At 38.9% G+C, this 20512-nt stretch carries 16 protein-coding genes; 12 read left to right on the top strand and 4 right to left on the bottom strand.

The features are described from left to right. The first annotated feature begins 24 nt into the window (after positions 1-24). From nusA to truB, 5 genes are all read left to right on the top strand, one after another. Entirely contained in the window at positions 25-1656 is a 1632-nt protein-coding gene (nusA, locus tag ACFINE_RS04420) for a transcription termination factor NusA (protein ID WP_375621194.1), read from the top strand. Continuing rightward, entirely contained in the window at positions 1657-2292 is a 636-nt protein-coding gene (locus ACFINE_RS04415) for an RNA-binding protein (RefSeq protein WP_375611814.1), read from the top strand. Beyond that, positions 2289-4808: a translation initiation factor IF-2 gene (infB, locus tag ACFINE_RS04410; protein ID WP_375621193.1), complete on the top strand. Its 2520-nt coding sequence runs from the start codon at positions 2289-2291 to the stop codon at positions 4806-4808. The genes ACFINE_RS04415 and infB overlap by 4 nt, the downstream gene beginning before the upstream one ends. Before the next feature lie 121 nt (positions 4809-4929). Beyond that, complete coding sequence (gene rbfA, locus ACFINE_RS04405; protein WP_375613309.1) at positions 4930-5337, top strand: 30S ribosome-binding factor RbfA; 408 nt, start codon at positions 4930-4932, stop codon at positions 5335-5337. A gap of 4 nt (positions 5338-5341) precedes the next feature. Continuing rightward, positions 5342-6304 carry a tRNA pseudouridine(55) synthase TruB gene (gene truB / locus ACFINE_RS04400; protein ID WP_375621221.1) on the top strand — a complete coding sequence of 321 codons (963 nt, stop codon included), beginning with the start codon at positions 5342-5344 and terminating at the stop codon, positions 6302-6304. Between the two features lie 459 nt (positions 6305-6763). Here truB and ACFINE_RS04395 read toward each other — a convergent pair whose 3' ends face one another. After that, positions 6764-8392: an MFS transporter gene (locus ACFINE_RS04395; protein ID WP_375621192.1), complete on the bottom strand. Its 1629-nt coding sequence runs from the start codon at positions 8390-8392 to the stop codon at positions 6764-6766. A 314-nt stretch (positions 8393-8706) separates the two neighbouring features. Here ACFINE_RS04395 and rpsO point away from each other — a divergent pair, with 314 nt between their 5' ends. From rpsO to ACFINE_RS04380, 3 genes are all read left to right on the top strand, one after another. Then, entirely contained in the window at positions 8707-8976 is a 270-nt protein-coding gene (rpsO, locus tag ACFINE_RS04390; RefSeq protein ID WP_375611819.1) for a 30S ribosomal protein S15, read from the top strand. Between the two features lie 248 nt (positions 8977-9224). Then, on the top strand, positions 9225-11417 hold the full coding sequence (gene pnp / locus ACFINE_RS04385) for a polyribonucleotide nucleotidyltransferase (RefSeq protein WP_375621191.1): 2193 nt from the start codon (positions 9225-9227) through the stop codon (positions 11415-11417). 72 nt (positions 11418-11489) lie between these two features. Further along, positions 11490-12485, top strand: coding sequence for a class I SAM-dependent methyltransferase (locus tag ACFINE_RS04380; protein WP_375621190.1), 996 nt, complete (start codon positions 11490-11492; stop codon positions 12483-12485). Positions 12486-12504: 19 nt separating this feature from the next. On the opposite strand, the gene hslU is transcribed toward ACFINE_RS04380, so the two are convergent. Both hslU and hslV read right to left on the bottom strand, forming a co-directional pair. Further along, positions 12505-13815 carry an ATP-dependent protease ATPase subunit HslU gene (gene hslU / locus ACFINE_RS04375; protein ID WP_375611822.1) on the bottom strand — a complete coding sequence of 437 codons (1311 nt, stop codon included), beginning with the start codon at positions 13813-13815 and terminating at the stop codon, positions 12505-12507. Beyond that, on the bottom strand, positions 13816-14397 hold the full coding sequence (hslV, locus tag ACFINE_RS04370; protein ID WP_375611823.1) for an ATP-dependent protease subunit HslV: 582 nt from the start codon (positions 14395-14397) through the stop codon (positions 13816-13818). Between the two features lie 221 nt (positions 14398-14618). On the opposite strand from hslV, the gene ACFINE_RS04365 reads away from it, so the two are divergent. The 4 genes from ACFINE_RS04365 (at position 14619) to ACFINE_RS04350 (ending at position 19153) form a co-directional block, all read left to right on the top strand. Then, the gene (locus ACFINE_RS04365) at positions 14619-15608 is read left to right on the top strand and encodes an asparaginase (RefSeq protein ID WP_375621189.1); all 990 of its coding nucleotides are present in this window, start codon (positions 14619-14621) and stop codon (positions 15606-15608) included. Positions 15609-15730: 122 nt separating this feature from the next. Further along, positions 15731-16729 carry a type I pantothenate kinase gene (gene coaA / locus ACFINE_RS04360; RefSeq protein WP_273790598.1) on the top strand — a complete coding sequence of 333 codons (999 nt, stop codon included), beginning with the start codon at positions 15731-15733 and terminating at the stop codon, positions 16727-16729. A gap of 13 nt (positions 16730-16742) precedes the next feature. Next, a complete protein-coding gene (locus ACFINE_RS04355; RefSeq protein ID WP_375621188.1) occupies positions 16743-18113 on the top strand; it encodes a M17 family metallopeptidase in 1371 nt (456 codons plus the stop codon). Positions 18114-18265: 152 nt separating this feature from the next. Further along, positions 18266-19153: an NlpC/P60 family protein gene (locus ACFINE_RS04350; RefSeq protein WP_375621220.1), complete on the top strand. Its 888-nt coding sequence runs from the start codon at positions 18266-18268 to the stop codon at positions 19151-19153. Between the two features lie 887 nt (positions 19154-20040). On the opposite strand, the gene mutT is transcribed toward ACFINE_RS04350, so the two are convergent. Further along, the gene (gene mutT / locus ACFINE_RS04345) at positions 20041-20454 is read right to left on the bottom strand and encodes an 8-oxo-dGTP diphosphatase MutT (protein ID WP_375621187.1); all 414 of its coding nucleotides are present in this window, start codon (positions 20452-20454) and stop codon (positions 20041-20043) included. Positions 20455-20512: the final 58 nt, after the last annotated feature.

The following is a 20512-nucleotide window of genomic DNA, read 5'->3' as shown; positions in this document are numbered from 1 at the left end:
GTGGCACAAAGAAGGAGAAAATTGATGGCTACAAGCGCTAACAGGCTTGAGATTCTGCAAATTGCAGATGCTGTTGCACGTGAAAAGTCAATCGACCGTGAAATTGTCATTTCTGCGATGGCTGATGCTATTCAAAAAGCAGCACGTTCTCGTTATGGTCAAGAAACCAATATTCGTGCTGAAATCAATTCTAAAACAGGTGAAATTAAATTACAGCGCCTGCTTAAAATCGTTGATGTCGTTGAAGACTATACAACGGAAATTACTTTGTCTGATGCTCTCAAACGTCAAGCAGAAGCAAAAATTGGTGATTTTTTTGCTGATCTTTTACCTCCTATGGATTTTGGACGTATCGCAGCACAATCTGCTAAACAGGTTATTGTACAAAAAGTACGCGATGCAGAGCGCGATCAGCAATATGAAGAATTCAAAAATAAAGTTGGTGAAATTATTTCTGGTACAGTTAAGCGTGTGGAATATGGTAACGTCATCGTTGATCTAGGACGCGGTGAAGCTATTGTTCGCCGTGATGAATTAATTCCTCGTGAATCATTCCGCTATGGAGATCGCATTCGTGCTTTTGTCAATGATGTACACCGTGAAACGCGTGGTCCGCAAATTTTCCTTTCACGCACACATCCCCAATTTATGGTAAAACTTTTCACTATGGAAGTACCAGAAATTTATGATGGTATTATAGAAATCAAATCTGTTGCTCGTGATCCAGGTTCACGGGCTAAAATCGCCGTTGTTTCACGTGATGGTTCCATTGATCCTGTTGGAGCATGCGTTGGAATGCGAGGAAGTCGTGTACAAGCTGTTGTTGCTGAATTACAAGGCGAAAAAATTGATATTATTCCTTGGTCGCCTGATGCGGCAACATTTGTCGTTAATGCACTGCAACCTGCTGAAGTTTCTAAAATCATCCTTGATGAAGATGCTGAACGGATTGAAGTTATTGTGCCAGATGATCAACTTAGCCTTGCTATTGGACGACGTGGGCAAAATGTTCGCTTGGCTTCGCAACTAACAGGATGGAACATTGATATTTTAACGGAAAAGGAAGAATCTGAAAATCGTCAAAAAGAATTTACTGAACGGAGTAAATTGTTTATGGAAGCCTTAGAGGTTGACGAAATGATCGGACAGGTTATGGCATCAGAGGGTTTTTCTTCTATTGAAGAAATCGCCTATATTGATCTTGAAGAAATCGCTTCTATTGATGGTTTTGACCATGATACCGCCGCTGAAATTCAAAGTCGTGCCCGCGAATATCTTGATCATCAAGAAAAAGAACTTGATGAAAAACGCAAAAAGCTTGGAGTTTCTGACGAATTGCGAACACTTCCTGGAATGACAAGTGCTATGTTGGTTGCTGTAGGTGAGGATGGTGTAAAAACAATAGAAGACTTTGCTGGCTATGCCGTTGATGATTTAGCTGGTTGGAGAGAACGTAAAGAAGGTCAAACACAGAATTTTTCTGGTATTTTAACCCCTTTTGACATTACACGCGCAGATGCAGAAGCTATGATTTTAGCCGCACGTGTACAAGCAGGCTGGATAGACCAAGCTGATCTTGTTACAGAAAATCCTGTAGAAGATGAAAATTCTGCAGAAAATGAAAAAACAGATGATTTGGATGTGGATACACTTTAAATGAATGAACGGACTTGCATTGTGACCCGAAAAAATGCTTCAGCACAAACGCTGATCCGTTTTGTTATTGGTCCCAATAACCAAATTGTTCCTGATCTTAAAGCGAATTTACCAGGGCGTGGCGTTTGGATTTCTGCCCATCACGCTGTTATTGAGAAAGCAATCAAACAGAAAGCTTTTCATAGAAATTTTAAAACAGATGTTGAGGTTGCACCAAATCTTGTGCATGTTGTTGATACGCTTTTACTAAAAGCCGCTCTTTCAAGCCTTTCCATGGCACGAAAAGCGGGAGCAATTGTTATGGGAGCAACAAAGGTTGACGCTGCTATCCGCTCTGGTAAAGTTATTCTTGTACTTCATGCTAAAGAAACAACAGAAGATGGGAAACGAAAAATTGCACAGGCCATCCATTCAATACAACAACAAACAAATCGGACTATAAAAACCATATCTTTATTTACAAGTGATGAAATGCGAGTGGCTTTTGGCTCTAATCCTGTAATGCACGCGGCCTTACTGGACACAAAAGCTGCTGAAGGATTTCTCAAAACAACATGTAAATTGATCAGCTATCGTGACGACAAGCATAGTAAGTCTAGTGAGATGACGGCACAAGCCGTGAAGGAAGTACAATGAGTGAAAATAACAACGACAAAACAACCGTCAAGAAGACACTAACTCTCAAGAGGTCTGTCTTGGAAACGAGCACGGTTAAACAAAATTTTAGTCATGGCCGTACGAAGGCTGTCGTTGTCGAAACCAAACGGCGTAAAATTACGCGACCTGATGAAAAAGCTGAAACCCTACAGCCCATTACAAAGCCGCATGTGGCCCCCCAGCGTTCTAAACCGCGTTTTGAGGGGAAAAAGCCTCAAGAATCTGTGACCAAAAGCAATCTTTCATCAACTGAAATGGAAGCGAGACTTCGCGCGTTAGAAGAAGCACATATCCAAGAAAAAATAACGCGAGAACAAGCCGAAGAAGAAGCAAGACGCGCTAAAGAGCGTGAAGAAATTTTACAGCAAGAAATTAAAGAAAAAGAAATACATCTCCAACAAGAAGAAGAAATATTGCCAGTACAGACTCCACCTGTTCCCCCTATCATTGAACAGACAGATATTCCTATTGCGCCTAAACACACAACCGTGGTTGAAAAACGCAAAATAGATGACAATAAAGAGGAAGAACGGCATAGTCGACGTGCTAATCCTGCTAAGTCAGAAATACGTGTACCAAAAGTTGTCAAAGGAGCTGATGAGAGGAGACGCGGAAAGCTAACTCTGAATAGTGCACTGGATGAAGAAGGAAGCGCACGTGGGCGCTCAATGGCTGCAATGCGGCGTAGACAGGAAAAGTTTAAGCGTGCACAAAATCAAGAACCAAGAGAAAAAATTTCTCGCGAAGTTGTTCTTCCTGAAACGATTACCATTCAAGAGCTCGCACAACGTATGACTGAGCGTTCTGTTGATGTGATTAAATTCTTGATGAAACAAGGACAAATGATGAAACCTGGCGATGTTATTGATGCAGATGTTGCCGAACTCATCGCTGTTGAATTTGGCCATACTGTTAAACGTGTTTTAGAATCTGACGTAGAAGAAGGTATTTTTAATATAATAGATAATCCTCAAAACATGCAGCAGCGCGCCCCTGTTGTAACCATTATGGGCCATGTTGACCACGGAAAAACTTCTCTTTTGGATGCTATTCGTAAAGCAAATGTTGTTTCTGGCGAAGCAGGAGGTATTACGCAGCATATTGGTGCCTATCAAGTAGAACAAAACGGTCAAAAAATTACCTTTATTGATACACCAGGTCATGCTGCATTTACCGCTATGCGTGCACGCGGAGCTCGTGTTACTGATATTGCTGTTCTCGTTGTAGCCGCTGATGATAGTGTTATGCCTCAAACGATTGAATCAATCAATCATGCGAAAGCTGCTGGTGTACCTATCATTGTTGCTATCAACAAAATTGATAAACCAGCTGCGAATGCACAAAAAGTGCGTACAGAACTTCTACAACATGAAGTGTTTGTTGAAACTATGGGCGGAGAAACTTTGGACGTTGAAGTTTCTGCTAAAACTGGTCAAAATCTTGATAAACTTCTCGAAGCTATCCTTCTTCAAGCTGAAATGCTTGATCTGAAAGCAGATCCTCAACGAACTGCAGAGGGCGTTATCATTGAAGCCAAATTGGATCGCGGACGTGGGTCTGTTGCAACAGTTCTTGTTCAAAAAGGTACATTACACCCTTCTGATATTATAGTTGCTGGAAATGAATGGGGTCGTGTACGTGCTTTGATTGACGACCATGGCCGCCATGTCAAAGAGGCCGTTCCCTCTACACCAATTGAAATTTTAGGCATGCAAGGAACACCACAAGCCGGAGATCGTTTTGCTGTTGTCACACATGAAGCAAAAGCGCGTGAAATTTCTGAATATCGGCAACGATTAGCACGTGATAAAGCTGTTGCGCGGCAAACTGGTTCGCGTGGTTCTCTTGAACAGATGATGACAAAATTGCAAACGACTGGTGTTAAGGATTTTTCTCTTATTATAAAAGCAGATGTTCAAGGATCAATTGAAGCAATCGCTTCAGCATTGGAAAAACTCGGAAATGACGAGGTTCGTGCGCGTATTGTACATTCTGGTGCTGGAGGAATTACCGAAAGTGATATTTCTCTTGCAGAAGCTTCTAACTCTGCTGTAATTGGCTTTAATGTTCGAGCCAATAAGCAGGCACGTGATTTTGCTAAAACACAAGGAATTGAAATTCGTTATTACAACATCATTTATGATCTTGTTGACGATATCAAGGCTGCTATGTCTGGATTACTCTCACCAGAACAGCGTGAAACTTTCCTTGGTAATGCTGAAATTCTAGAAGTCTTTAACATTACAAAAATTGGAAAAGTTGCAGGATGTCGTGTTACAGAAGGTAAAATAGAACGAGGAGCCGGTGTTCGCCTTATCCGCGATAATATCGTTATTCACGAAGGAAAGCTGAAAACACTCAAACGCTTTAAGGATGAAGTCAATGAAGTGCAAAGTGGTCAAGAATGTGGGATAGCCTTTGAAAATTATGAAGACATGCGTGCAGGAGACATCATTGAAACCTTCCGTATCGAACATATTAATCGCACATTATAAAATAATCCAATAACTTTACTCTGTTGTGAAATGAGAAAAGTTATTAGGTTTTATACACAATATCTCTTTTTCCTTATCTAAATGGTCAAAAAAGAGATCTTGTAGCAAGGATAAAACTTTGATGAAAAATGCAGGGCCATCACAACGGCAACTTAGAGTAGCAGAGCAAGTACGTCATGCAATAGCGCATATATTACAGCGTGATATTTTGCTTGATGATATCTTAAAAGATATTGTTATTTCTGTCTCTGAAGTACGCATGTCACCAGATTTAAAAATTGCTACTTGCTTTGTATCACCTCTCAGCACTCTTAAAAATGCTTCTCATACCGATGTTGTTGATACCCTCAATAAACATAGTCGTTTTCTCCGTGGAGAAATCAGTCATGCGTTGCGACAAATGAAATATATGCCAGAACTGCGTTTCCGACTTGATAATAGTTTTGATAATTTTTCAAAAATTGATGCCCTCCTTCGCTCGCCTGAGGTTGCGCGCGATCTTCACCATAGTGATACAGATGAGGATTAAAGATATGGCGCGGCAACACAAGAAAAAGGGGCGTCCTGTTTCTGGCTGGGTCATATTTGATAAACCAAAAGGAATGAAATCAACAGAAGCTGTCTCACAAATCAAATGGCTCTTCCATGCTCAAAAGGCAGGACATGCGGGTACACTTGATCCTCTTGCTTCTGGTCTCCTTCCCATTGCATTGGGCGAAGCAACCAAAACCGTCCCTTACGTGATGCAAGGCAAAAAAACTTACCGTTTTCATATTGCTTGGGGGCAAGAGCGCTCAACAGATGATTTAGAAGGAGAAATAACGAAAACTTCTCTCATACGTCCAACACAAGAAAAAATACTTGCTCTTCTTCCTCAATATACAGGTGTTATTTTGCAAACACCTCCACAATTTTCAGCAATCAAAATTGCTGGAAATCGTGCCTATGATTTAGCGCGTGAAGGGGAAGTTGTTGAAATTCCGCCCCGTGAAGTGGAAATAGAAACTTTCAAGTTATTAGAAATGCCTACTAAAGAGCATTCTGTCTTTGAAATAACCTGCGGAAAAGGAACTTATGTGCGCTCTTTAGCACGCGATATGGGACGTGATCTCGGTTGCTATGGGCATATTGCTGATTTAAGACGTATTGCCGTCGCACCTTTTGATGAAGAAGATCTCATTACATGGGAGGAACTAAAAGCGGCCATTCCGCCAAATAAAAACACTACAGATGAAAATAATCGTTCTTTTGAAAAAAACTTCTCAACACTCGATGGGCTCTTAATTGACACAAGCGCCGCATTAGATTGCCTCCCTCACTATATCCTTAATGAAACTCAAGCACAGAGAATTATAAGAGGCCATTCTATCCTCTTGAATCATCACAAAGCACCTCTTGATGAAGAGGAAATTTGTGTCCTCTATAAGGAACAACTTCTTGCTATTGGCACTCTCGACAAAGGTCTATTTAAACCAAAGCGGATTTTCACAATTTAATCGATTCTTTTCCCAACCTCCTTTTGCGGAAAGATATTTTTCTCTATCAATTAAGAAAAATATGGTGCTTTTCATTGTCTATATTTACCGTATTCATATCAAAATTTAAGTCAGTGCTATAAGCTAACACCACCACACACTTTTTCCTCTTAATGTCGCAACAATCCTTGCATTTAAAGGATTCATAAAAGGCTTTTTATTTCTTTTTCAATCGTTTTTTACTCATACTTTAGTCCTCGTTTATAATGTACAAGCAAAGATATGGACTGATTTACTCTAAATAGATTTGAAACGAGAAAAGCTTAAGATTTTCAGAATCTATCACTCAACATGAAAAATGAAAAATAACCATTATAAATCAATTCATTAAATATTGAAACAGCAATTTTTTATGATTACGCTAACAAATTGATCGAAATAATATTAATATATGTAATATTTACAAAAACTGTTTTAACCCTAAGGGAGATGATCAGAGGAAACTTTTAAAAGCATCTCATTGGCTTGAGGTATTGTTTGGCGTTCAATCATGCGGTGCACTCTTATACCGTTAGGAGCACAATTTAAATGACGCAGACGCTTATTGACTTCTGCATCCGCTTTTGTGCGACGATGATTATGGCGTAAATAATCTACCCATGTTGGCATATGATAAGCCTCTGTCCAATATTCAGGTCTTTCAAGATCTCGTAAAAGAACCCACTGACGCGCACCATCACGTAATCGAATATGGCGTCGACGCGACATCACTTTGAGAAACTCTTCAAGATCATTTTCATGAATTTTATAATCGATCATTATCATAATCGGGCCACTTCTTGCTTTGAGGTCGAGTAATAATTCCGGCTCTCTAAAATGATCAAGAGGATTTAAATCTATCTGAGGAATTTCTTGAATTCTAAATTTTACCCCCGCAAGAGCACCAAAAATCAAGAATAGAGAACAAACGCTCAAAGCAATTGTTGGAGAATAACCATCAGCCAAAACTCCCCAGATTGCACTTCCAATAGCCATCCCCCCATAAGATGCCGTTTGATAAAGAGCTAAAGAACGTGCAACAACCCAGCGTGGTGTAGAGAGTTGTACAGATGTATTAAACAATGATAAGGCCAAAACCCAACATAACCCTGCAGGAAATAAAGCAATATGGCTTATAATCAGTGAACGGCTTATTCCCAATAAAAAGCAAGAAAAGGCAAAACCAATAAATGCACTTGCAATAATTGTTTCTGAACGAAAATGATGCCGTACAACTGCATTAATAATACCTGCTGTCATGGCTCCTAACCCAAAACAACCGAGCAATGTACCATAAAGAAGGGCACTTCCTCCAAGAACTTTGTGCGCAACAATTGGCAAAAGTGCTAAAATAGAAATTGCTCCTATACCAAAAAGGAACGCTCGAACCATAATACTCAGCAGATTAGGTGACATCGCAACATAACGCAAACCATCTGAGACAGCTCCTAACAGCCTTTCTCGTGGCAATGAGTTGTTTTCATAATTCGACTTCCAGAAAAACAACGCACCAATAAGAGGAATATAGCTTATAGCATTAAACAAAAAAGCAGCAGATGCCCCCAAAGTTGCAATGATGGCACCACCAATAGCAGGACCAACACTCCGCATCAAATTAAAGCCGACACTATTCAAACTAACAGCAGCAGGAATATTTTCCCTGCTCACAATATCTCCTATCGTTGCTTGCCAAGAAGGATTATAAAAAGCTGTACCACATCCAATCAAAAACGTAAAACATAACAAAAGCCAAGGTGTTAGAAATCCCATATAGGCTAAAACAGATAAACTCATCGATATGACCATCATCATAATCTGCGCACACAACATAATTTGACGCCGATTAAAATTATCAGCTAATGCCCCTGCCATCAAAGAAAACATAACAAGTGGTAATGTTGTGGCACTTTGAACTAGCCCAACCATGGAATGCGAAGAACTAATCAACGCCATTAACCACCCTGCTCCAACAGCCTGTATCAGCCCCCCCAAATTAGAAATAAGAGTAGATGACCATAAATTTCGAAATACCGAATTACGAAAAAGTTTTAATGTTGAAATGCTCTGCATCTTTTTCCTCCAAATCGGTATTTATCACTTTTGTTACCACATACACGCTCATAATCTTTGTATCAAAAGGATGCATAATTCTTTAAAAAACTTCTCATAAAACTCTATTTAAATCAATATTTCAAAACAAAAGCTTTTATTTAAAGAAAGACTTCAAAATGCTGTCAAGGACTAGTATTTTAACCTTCTTTCCTATATAAGAACGAAAATGGGTAAGAGTCTTCGACTTTTCCTGTTTTCTCACAGACCCTTGCTGAACGACATCTCGGCTATGGGTGGCTTTATGTTTCTTCGTTTTTGGAAAGGATAATACGATGTCGATTACAGCTGAACGTAAAAAAGCTCTTGTCGCAGAATACGCAAACAAAGTTGGTGATACAGGATCACCAGAAGTGCAAATTGCTGTACTTTCTGAACGTATTTCTAATTTAACAAACCACTTTAAATCTCACAAAAAAGATAATCATTCTCGTCGTGGTCTTTTGAAGATGGTATCTCAACGTCGGCGTCTTCTTGATTATCTTAAAGGAGTTGACCAAAATCGTTATCAGACACTTATAAAGAAATTAGGTTTGCGTCGCTAAAAGAAAAATGGAAGTGGTATTTAAAAAACACCCATTTTTTCAACGTGTTGCTTTTAATTAAAAATTTTAAAAACTGATAAGTTATTATGGGATAGAACTGCTCATCGTTTCGCATTTAAGCAGTTTACTTCTCTTTTCTTGCAACAAAGATAAAAAGTATGTTGTCCACCCCAGATCTTGGAAGTATGCTACGCAAAACCAGAATGTGAGCAATCAAAGATTTAAACACTGGTCATTAAGGATAAAAAATGTTCAAAACGCACAAGATAGAAATTGAATGGGCCGGGCGTCCGCTCACCCTTGAAACAGGGAAAATAGCGCGTCAAGCTGATGGTGCAGTGATTGCTACCTATGGAGAAACGATTGTCTTAGCTACCGTTGTATCGGCCAAAATCCCAAAACCAGACCAGGACTTTTTTCCACTCACCGTTAATTATCAAGAAAAATCCTATGCTGTTGGTCGAATACCTGGGGGCTATTTAAAACGTGAAAGTCGACCAAGTGAAAATGAAACTTTGGTTGCACGTTTGATTGATCGCCCAATTCGTCCCCTTTTCGTTGAGGGATATAAAAATGATACACAAGTTATTGTTTCCGTTATACAGCATGATCTCGAAAACAATCCCGATATCCTTGCGATGATTGCATCTTCTGCCGCATTGACCCTGTCAGGTGTTCCTTTCATGGGGCCTATAGCTGGTGCCCGCGTTGGCTATTGTAATGGACAATATATTCTTAATCCTCATATCGATGAAATGCCTGAATCAAAACTTGATCTTGTTGTTGCTGGAACAGAAAGTGCTGTTTTGATGGTTGAATCAGAAGCACAAGAATTACCAGAAGATATCATGTTGGGGGCCGTAATGTTTGGTCACAAAGGCCTTCAACCTGTCCTTGATGCCATTATAAAGCTTGCTGAAGTTGCTGCAAAAGATCCTCGTGATTTTGTTCCTGAAGATCTTTCTGAGCTTGAAAAAGCGATGCAGAAAATGGCAGAACAGGATATACGAAAGGCTTACACAATTACTGATAAGCAAGAACGTTATGCTGCAATTGATGCACTAAAGACAGAAATCCTCAATAAATTTATGCCAGAACCAGAAAAAGACTGTCAATTTAGTGCAGATCAAATTGCAACCGTATTTAAACAGTTGCAAGCAAAAATTGTTCGCGGAAACATTCTTGATACCCAAAAGCGGATTGATGGACGCAATCTTTCTACCGTACGCCCTATCCAATCAGAAGTAAGTATTTTACCCCGCACACATGGATCAGCACTCTTTACCCGCGGAGAAACACAAGCGATTGTCGTTGCAACATTGGGAACTGGTGAAGATGAACAATATGTTGATTCTTTGACAGGAATGTATAAGGAAACATTCCTTCTCCATTACAATTTTCCACCATTTTCAGTGGGTGAAACGGGACGCCTTGGTTCTCCAGGTCGTCGTGAAATTGGACATGGCAAATTGGCATGGCGGGCAATTCACCCCATGTTACCAACGAAAGAATCTTTTCCTTATACCATTCGTGCTGTCTCAGAAATCACTGAATCCAATGGCTCTTCTTCTATGGCAACGGTTTGTGGAACCTCACTTGCTCTTATGGATGCTGGTGTTCCTCTAGCACGCCCTGTTGCTGGTATTGCTATGGGCTTGATTAAAGAAGGAGAACGCTTTGCTGTTCTTTCTGATATTTTAGGGGATGAAGATCATCTTGGAGATATGGATTTTAAAGTCGCAGGAACAGAAAATGGTATTACTGCCTTGCAAATGGATATCAAAATTGATGGTATTACCGAAGAGATTATGAAAATCGCGCTTGAACAAGCCAAAGGTGGACGAATCCATATCCTTAATGAGATGGCGAAAGCTTTAACCAGTGCACGTGCTGAGCTGAGTGAATTTTCTCCACGAATCGAAGTTATGAATATTTCTGTCGATAAAATCCGTGATGTTATCGGCTCTGGTGGTAAAGTTATTCGGGAAATCGTGGAACAAACTGGAGCAAAAATTAATATTGAAGATGATGGTACCATTAAAATTGCTTCTGCTGATGCTAAAACCATTGAAGCAGCAAAACGTTGGATCCATTCTATTGTCGATGAGCCTGAAGTTGGTGCTATCTACCAAGGAACAGTTGTAAAAACTGCAGAATTTGGTGCATTTATAAACTTCTTTGGTTCTCGTGATGGACTCGTTCATATCTCTCAGCTTGCATCAGAACGCGTCACCAAAACAACAGATATTGTAAAAGAAGGTGACAAAGTTTGGGTTAAATTAATGGGCTTTGATGAGCGTGGAAAAGTTCGGTTATCAATGAAGGTTGTTGATCAAACAACCGGAAAGGAAATCACCGGTGATAAAGCGATGAATGAAGAAAAGTGCGTGGATGAAAAAAAACAACCTGAAAATAAGCGCCGCCGTAAGAAAGAAGAGTAAGTTTTTCCTCTTATCGTATCATGAAATGCCATCCCAACATTGGAGTGGCATTTTTCTTTGAAAGAGTCATATGTGTTATTATTTTTGCCTTTTGAAAATCATGAACTCCCGTATCCTGATCCAAACCAGTGTTGGCTAAGTTTTGGTTTAACAGAAATCCCAGCTCCAGAATGGGCACAAAATTTAAAAGTTATTACGCCTTGGCGACCAGATTTTTTAAAATTTGTCGATACTCAATTTCACTGCTCTCCTCAAATAGATAAAACTTTCAGCTATGATGGTGCATTTTTACATTTGAGCAAATATCGTGGTTTTAACCAAAATTGTTTTCTTGATTTATTAGAGTGCGTTAAACCCAATGGATGGATTGTAATCAGTGGGGATAAAATTGCTGGTGCTGCTTCAATGATAAAATGGGTCAAAACAATTGTTCCCATCACCAATAAATTGTCTAAAAATCATGGTCTTGTATTTTGGTTGCAAGTTCCTCAACAAATTGAGAGACATAACATTGCGCAATTGCGCTCACCACCGCTCACTTTTGGTAAATTTCAAACCACTTCTGGTATGTTCTCACACGGACGTATTGATCCAGGATCTGCTGCGCTTGCTTCTTATATGCTCAAAATTATTTCTGGAAAAACGGCTGATTTTGGTGCTGGATGGGGTTATCTTTCTCACGTTGCGCTTGAAAGAAGTGAAAAACTCACCGCTCTCGACCTTTATGAAGCAGACTACAATGCTTTGAGAGCAGCAAAACAGCACCTTAAATCCATAACAGCTCCTTTTCCAATTCATTTTTATTGGCATGACCTTGTACATGAACCTATCACAAATCTATATGACACAATCATTTCAAATCCACCGTTTCACACACAACAAACAACAGATGTTTCATTAGGAAAAAATTTTATTATAAATGCTGCAAAGTGCTTAAAGCCAAGCGGCAGTCTGCTTTTTGTTGCAAACCGCCACCTGCCTTATGAAACATTATTAAAAAATATTTTCCGCACAGTGTTGATACATGAACAAGCCCATGGTTTCAAAATTATCGAAGCACGCAGATAAACAGAACAAGCAATAACTTTCAAAGAATAAAACGTGAAAGATCGATATCAGCAGCAAGCTCGCCAATAGATTTTCTCACATAAGCAGCATCAATTTTAAACGATGTTCCAGCTTTATCAGGTGCAGTGAAAGAAATCTCATCCAAAACGCGCTCCATCACTGTTTGCAAACGACGTGCCCCTATATTTTCAATCCTTGCATTTAAATCTACAGCAATATCTGCTAAAGCATCAATTGCATCATCGGTAATTTCCAAATGAACCTCTTCTGTTGCCATAAGAGCAATATATTGTTTAATCAAACTAGCTTCTGGTTCCGTTAGAATGCGCCGTAAATCTTCCCTTGTTAAAGGGTTCAGCTCCACACGGATGGGCAAACGTCCTTGAAGTTCCGGTAATAAATCAGATGGCTTGGAAACATGAAATGCACCTGAGGCAATAAAAAGAATATGATCTGTTTTGATTTGCCCATATTTTGTAGCAATTGTTGTTCCTTCAACCAAAGGCAAAAGATCCCGTTGAACGCCCTCACGCGAAACCGCAACACTTGCTCCACCATCCCTAGTTGCAATTTTATCAATCTCGTCGATAAAAACAATACCGTCATTTTCAGCAACACGAAGCGCCTCTTGAATAATTTGCTCCTGATCAAGGAGTTTTTCAGATTCATCATCAATGAGCGGTTTAAAAGAATCCTTTACTGTCGTCTTACGGACTTTTGTACGACTGCCCATTTTGCCCAAAATATCTGATAAATTCATAATACCCATTTGTGCCCCAGGCATACCAGGAATATCAAAGGTTGAAGCACTATTGCTATTATTATCGGCGACTTCAATTTCAATCTCTTTCTCATCCAATTCACCTTCACGCAATTTTTTACGAAAACTATCACGGGTAGCAGGACTTGCTGTTTTACCAACAAGGGCGTCTAAAACCCGCTCTTCAGCATTCACGTGAGCCTTTTCTTTTATTTCATCCCGTTTCTTTTCACGCACAAGAGAAATGGCAATTTCAACAAGATCTCGAATAATTTGCTCAACATCACGTCCCACATAACCAACTTCAGTAAATTTCGTCGCTTCTACTTTCACAAAAGGTGCTCCAGAAAGTTTTGCTAATCGACGTGCGATTCCTGTTTTACCAACACCTGTTGGCCCTATCATTAAAATATTTTTTGGCATAACTTCTTCACGCATCGGCTCATCAAGCTGTTGCCTACGCCACCGATTGCGCAATGCAATAGCTACAGAGCGTTTGGCATCATTTTGGCCAATAATAAAACGATCAAGTTCAGAAACAGTCTCACGAGGGGAAAATACAACACACATTTAAATAGCTTTCTCTAAAGAAGATAATTCTGCATCCAATGTTTCAATCGTAAAATGATCATTGGTGTAAACACAAATTTTAGCGGCAATAGCCATAGCTTTACGAGCAATAGTTTCTGCATCTAAATCCAAATCCATGAGTGCACGCGCTGCTGAAAGAGCAAAATTTCCTCCAGAGCCAATTGCCATAACCCCATCTTCTGGTTCTAAGACATCACCAAGCCCTGTTAGAGCCAAAGTTACTTTCTTATCAGCCACGAGCATCATTGCTTCGAGACGACGCAAATAGCGATCTGTTCTCCAATCTTTTGCAAGTTCCACACAAGCACGCATAAGCTGATCAGGATATTGTTCAAGCTTTGTTTCCAATCTCTCCAGTAATGTAAAAGCATCTGCCGTAGCACCAGCAAAACCAGCAATAACCACTCCGTTCTTTCCAAGACGACGCACTTTACGTGCATTGCCTTTCATAATTGTCTGTCCAAGAGAGACCTGACCATCCCCGGCCATCACGACTTGTCCACCTTTTCGTACCGTAATAATTGTTGTACCATACATTATGTCTGGCTTATGTTCTGTCATAAGGAAACTCCTTAATATTAACTTTACTTTTTAATATTGATTTCTTTTCATACAATGTAAAACTCAATTACTATTGTCCTATTTAAGAACATATACAGCAAAACACAATGATTCAGCATAACTCAATTTGTTGAAAATTGGAAAAATGATATCATTGTTGTCAATGTAAATTACTGCTAAATAGCTTTATATAAACAGTTTGTGCTTTTTAGAGGAAAATTATGAAAAAAATAGCCATAGGGACCTTAGGTGGAACAATTGCAATGACTGCTGATAGTTTTGGTCACATGCAACCGACTTTAACTTCAGATAACCTCATAAAAAGTGTTCCTGATTTAAATAACGTTGCTGATATTCATGCACAAACATTAATGCAAATACCAAGTGGATCTTTATCGTTTCAAATGTTTTTTGAAATAATTAAGTGGGCAAAACAACAAATAAACGCTGGTGCAGAAGGTATTGTTTTAACACAAGGGACTGATACTCTGGAAGAAACAGCTTTTTTTCTTTCTCTTTATTGGAAGGAAGCCGAACCACTCATCATAACCGGCGCTATGCGCATGCCTCATGAAGCAGGCGCCGATGGCCCCGCAAACATTTTAGCAGCCACTCGTGTCGCAGCAGCCACACAAAGTCGTAACAGGGGCGTTCTCGTTGTCATAAATGATGCAATTCATTCACCTTATTGGCTCTATAAAAGCCATACCGTCAAAGTCGAAACATTTCAATCAGGTCTTGCAGGTGTTTTAGGAACTATTTTAGAGGGAAAACTTATTTATTTCAATGATCGAAAATTTTTTCCGACAACGTTTGATCTTCCCCAAAACCATGACCATCAAATTGCACTGCTCTATTCCTCTTTATCATCTGGTGCACAATTAATGAAACTATGCCTTGAAAGTGGGTATTATGCTGGAGTTGTTATTGCTGGTTTTGGTGCAGGACACTGTAGTTTTCAAGAAGCAGACCTTGTACAACAATATGCACAAAAAATACCAATCATTATTGCTAGTCGTTGTTGTAATGGCTCAACAACTCGTATAACTTATGGCTATAAAGGCTCCGAAATTGATATGATTGCTTCTGGTGCTCTCATGTCTGGTTATTTATCAGCCGTAAAAGCGCGTCTACTTTTATGGGCTTTTTTGGCGCAAGGGCACTCATTAGCACAAATCCGTGCAAACTGGAATGACTGGACTATAAGTTAATGAAAAATGATCTATTATCTTAAAAGAAGAGAGCATGCAAAACAAAATTTATATGAAAATAAAGCCGCTCATCTGTCTACTCTTAATCAATTGCTGCTGCAAAAAAATCTCGACAAATACAAATGATTGATACGACTATACAAAAAATTAATCAGAAAGATAATCTGGTCAAATCCGTTTCTGACCGATATTCACCCTATCGTGTTTTTACTGCACAAGAATGGTCAGAGTTTCGTGAAGACACACCTCTTACTTTGACTTTTGATGAAATTAAGCGTTTACGCTCTATTGATGATCCTATCGATCTTAAAGAAGTCCAACGCATTTATCTTTCTTTATCGCGTCTGTTATCATGCCATGTTGAAGCAGTACAGGAACTTTTTCACAAACGTCAGCAGTTTCTCCATCAAGAAGAGAGTAGAAAAACGCCCTTTATTATTGGAATTGCTGGTTCTGTAGCTGTAGGAAAATCAACCACGGCTCGCATTCTTCAAGAACTGTTGAAACGTTGGACATCTAGTCTTAAAGTTGATCTAATCACAACGGATGGTTTTCTCTATCCTAACGCAATCTTACAGCAAAAAAATCGTATGAATCGTAAAGGATTTCCTGATTCCTATGACATTAAAAAACTGCTGTGCTTTCTTTCGGCTATAAAAGCAGGTATCGGAAATGTTCGTGCCCCACTTTACTCACATATGACCTATGATGTTCTAGAAAATCAGACAATTACCATTGATCGTCCTGATATTTTAATTGTTGAAGGTATTAATGTATTACAAGTCAGTGATCTTCCTAAAGATGGAAAAGCTATTCCTTTCGTATCAGATTTTTTTGATTTTTCAATCTATGTCGATGCCGAAACAGAAGTCATTCGTCACTGGTATTTGGAGCGCTTTAAACGTTTGCGTAAAACAACTTTTCAAAATCCTGAATCCTATTTTCATCGTTATGCCCACCTCAATGAAAAAGAAGCCTCAAAAATCGCTGAGGATCTTTGGCAAACGATTAATTTAAAAAATTTACAGGAAAATATATTGCCAACACGACCACGGTCCAATCTCATTCTACGAAAGGGAAAAAATCATTTGGTCGAATATGTCGCACTTAGACGACTATAAGGATCTCATAACTATGCACCACCACATTCATTTTACCTCAACGCGTATCGATAACAGTTGCCCTATCATATTGGTAAACCAAAGAACTCTTGCCAACTTATCACTTGATGCGTCAACAACAGCATGGATAAAAGTTAATGACTTTACTGGTAAAGCAGGACAAATACTCTTTATTCCTCACGAAACGGGGCATTTAAAAAAAGTTTTATTTGGAATTGGCAATGGTAACGATCCTTTTATCACAGGACTGCTTGCTCAAAAGCTTCCTGCTGGTCAATGGCATTTAGAAGGTACAACCTCTGATGAAATAAATACCTATCTTGGATTGGCATTTGGTAGCTATCAATTTAATCGCTATCGTCAAAATTCTTCTTTCAAATCATTATCTATCCATGTCAATGAGGCGATTGATCTCAATGAGCTCCAACGAATTTATGAAGCTGTCTTTTTCGTCCGTGATCTCATTAATATTCCAGCCAATGATATGAACCCTGATACTCTCGAAAAAGAAGCTCGAAAACTAGGAAAAACCTACGGTGCTCATATCAAAAGTATTTGTGGAGACGATCTCTTAATCCATAACTTTCCGATGATTCATGCTGTAGGACGAGCAGGCAGCACTGCACCACGACTGATTGAGTTACTCTGGGGGCAAGAACATCATCCTAAAATAACGTTGGTGGGCAAAGGCGTAACTTTTGATACTGGAGGTCTCGATATTAAATCAGCCAATAACATGTTACTTATGAAAAAAGATATGGGGGGTGGAGCAAACGTTTTGGGATTGGCTAAACTTATCATGGATGCAAAATTGCCTTTCCGTTTACGCGTTTTGATTCCAGCTGTAGAAAATGCAATTTCTGGGAATGCTTACCGACCAGGTGATATTCTCAAAAGTCGTAAAGGTTTAAGTGTTGAAGTAGGTAATACAGATGCTGAAGGGCGCCTTGTCCTTGCCGATGCACTCGCCTATGGTGATGAAGAAAGTCCACAATTCATGCTTTGTATGGCTACTTTAACAGGGGCAGCGCGTATAGCACTAGGACCAGATCTTCCCGCATTTTATTGTAATGATTCAATATGGGCACAACAAATTTCTGAATCTGCTCACGCTGTCTTTGATCCTCTTTGGCAAATGCCCCTTTGGAAACCTTACCAAGAGATGTTATCATCACCAATTGCTGATCTTAACAATGTAACTGGAAACAGCTTTGCTGGTTCTATAACAGCTGCTTTATTTCTTAATTCTTTTGTTGAAAAAGCTGAACATTTTGCGCATTTTGACCTTTATGGATGGGTTCCAAAAGAAAAACCAGGATACCCTATTGGTGGATCAGCACAAACTATTCGTGCCCTTTATAATATTTTTAAAAATGAATTTTGACACAAATATCCACAAAAATGGACAATTTTGCAGCTTAAAGAATAATTGGTCTTACACTGTGTTCTTAGTTTTGTTTGAGGATAAAAACCTTACCAATAGAGTTTTCATGAGTTTGTTTAAAGGTAAGAAGTAACAAAATGGAAAGCAAAAAGATGATCTCTAAAGACCCAAGACTTCATGCATTCAGAGATGATCTAGCAGATCAACGTCTTGAAACAGAAATTACAGCTCAACGCTTTGTTCAAGGTGAAAAAAGACGTGTTAATACAGCGGTCGCTGGACTTTTTAAAGAAAATAGTAAAAAAAGTGAAAGACAAACAGAATGCTTATTGGGAGAAGAACTTCTCATTTTTGAACAAGGGAAAACATTGTCGTGGGGACAATCACTCAAAGATGGTTATGTCGGTTATATTGATACAAAAGTTCTTTGTACATCAACCATAAAACAAACGCATGTGGTTTCAGTACCACGCACATTTAAATATTTACACGCTGACTTACGTGGACCAATAGTATCCCCATTATCTATGGGAAGCAAAGTCAGTGTTGTTGATGAAATTGAAGTCCGTGACACAATGTATTCTATTCTTGAAAATGGAACAGCAATCATTACGAGTCATCTCAACCCCATTGGACGCGTATATGAAGATTATGTCACAGTTGCAGAAACCTTTATCCGTACACCTTATCTTTGGGGTGGTGTCAGCGGTTTTGGAATTGATTGCTCGGGACTCATTCAGCTCTCTATGATGATGACCGATCAAATAGTTTTACGTGACACCGATATGCAGCAAGAAACTATAGGCAGTCCTCTTACAGATACTGATAAACTTCAACGAGGCGATTTAATTTTTTGGAAAGATCATGTTGCTATTATGGTTGATCACGCAAATATTATTCACGCAAATGGTTTTTCTATGGACGTTATGATTGAGCCCTTGGAAAAAGCAATTACGCGTATCGCTAAAAAAAATCAATATCCCATCGCAAAACGCCGTCCAATTCAAGAAACTTCATACATGCCTCCTATAAAAAATTAATTGAATGTTTTATTATTACAATATATTGATTTATAAGGATAATTATCCATCATTCACTCTGCGTCAAGCATTCTAAATATCGTAAGATTTTTTATTTCAAATCTGTTTTTATGTTGGATCAATCAAAGCCGCTTGTCTGTTCATCACAAGCGGAATTGATGTATAAGTAAAAATGATTACGAAAAGAAAAATATCCCTTCTGAATGCCCTCAAATGCCAAGAGCTATCGTAACTAACATTGGAACTAGCTTACTCCTTCATAAGCGTAAAGATAGTGGCGCTCAATAGATTTTATCTTATAAAGCTTTACCATTATACCATTCACGAGTGCCGGCACGAAATGGGCTTTGGAATATTGCGAGATGCCTCTTTTAAACAACCCCGCAAATATGCAACACAATGGCGTTCTATATTACGTAAGCGATATGCCCCTCTTAATCAAAAGCAACATTTTTTGAAATTTTTCCTATTATCGATATCTTATGAAATAAATACTCCTAATATCTCTCGGTGCCTCCAAGACAATCTCTCAATAATAATCGCGAAAAGTATAAATCCATTATCTACCACCATTTTTATGCTTATGAAGCGTGCAAAGGCATCATTATACACTTTGCCAATTCTCAATGTTGCGATAACCCTTGGCTATTGGAGAGTGTTCTTTCAGCACGTATTTTATTTCTTTCTTAAATAATTTTATCCACATGAATCTCCCCGCTTGGAACGTGCAAAAGAATGGTTTTGATTAATTTAACATAAAACAGACTTGAAATGAGAAAAATTTTTACGACTCTGGACTTCCCCATGCAACATAAAAAAATTATAAATTATCATTATAACTCAATATATTAATTTATATTTAAACAATATTTCCTTCTTATAACACATTAAAGAAGGTGATTTTTCAATACCTGAACCAATGGTTTATCAGCATCAGGCATAGGGTATTTATCAAGATCATTAATAAAAACCCATTCTAAATTTTGCCCTTCTCGTCCTTGCGCAACGCCCTCATAATGGTCACAAAGGTACAATGGCATTAAGAGATGAAATGTTTTATAGCTATGGCTCGCAAACGTTAAAGGGTGTAAATTATTTGGTTGAACATAAATACCAAGCTCTTCCTCTAGTTCACGAATTAATGATGCTTCCGGAGTTTCACCTTGCTCAACCTTGCCACCAGGGAACTCCCATAAACCAGCCAGTGATTTTCCTTCAGGACGCTGTGTAAGCAAAACACGATTATTCTGATCTAACAGTGCACATGCAATAACAAGAAGAATGGAACTTTTCATACACATATCACTCCCCAATAGGGAACATAAAGATAACTGACTTTTCTATCATATCCCCTCTGCT

This window comes from Bartonella sp. AA97HXZ, from assembly GCF_042196985.1.
Classification (GTDB): Bacteria; Pseudomonadota; Alphaproteobacteria; order Rhizobiales; family Rhizobiaceae; genus Bartonella.
Note: the sequence above shows the minus strand (reverse complement) of the source record. Positions and strands in the feature narration are given on the sequence as shown.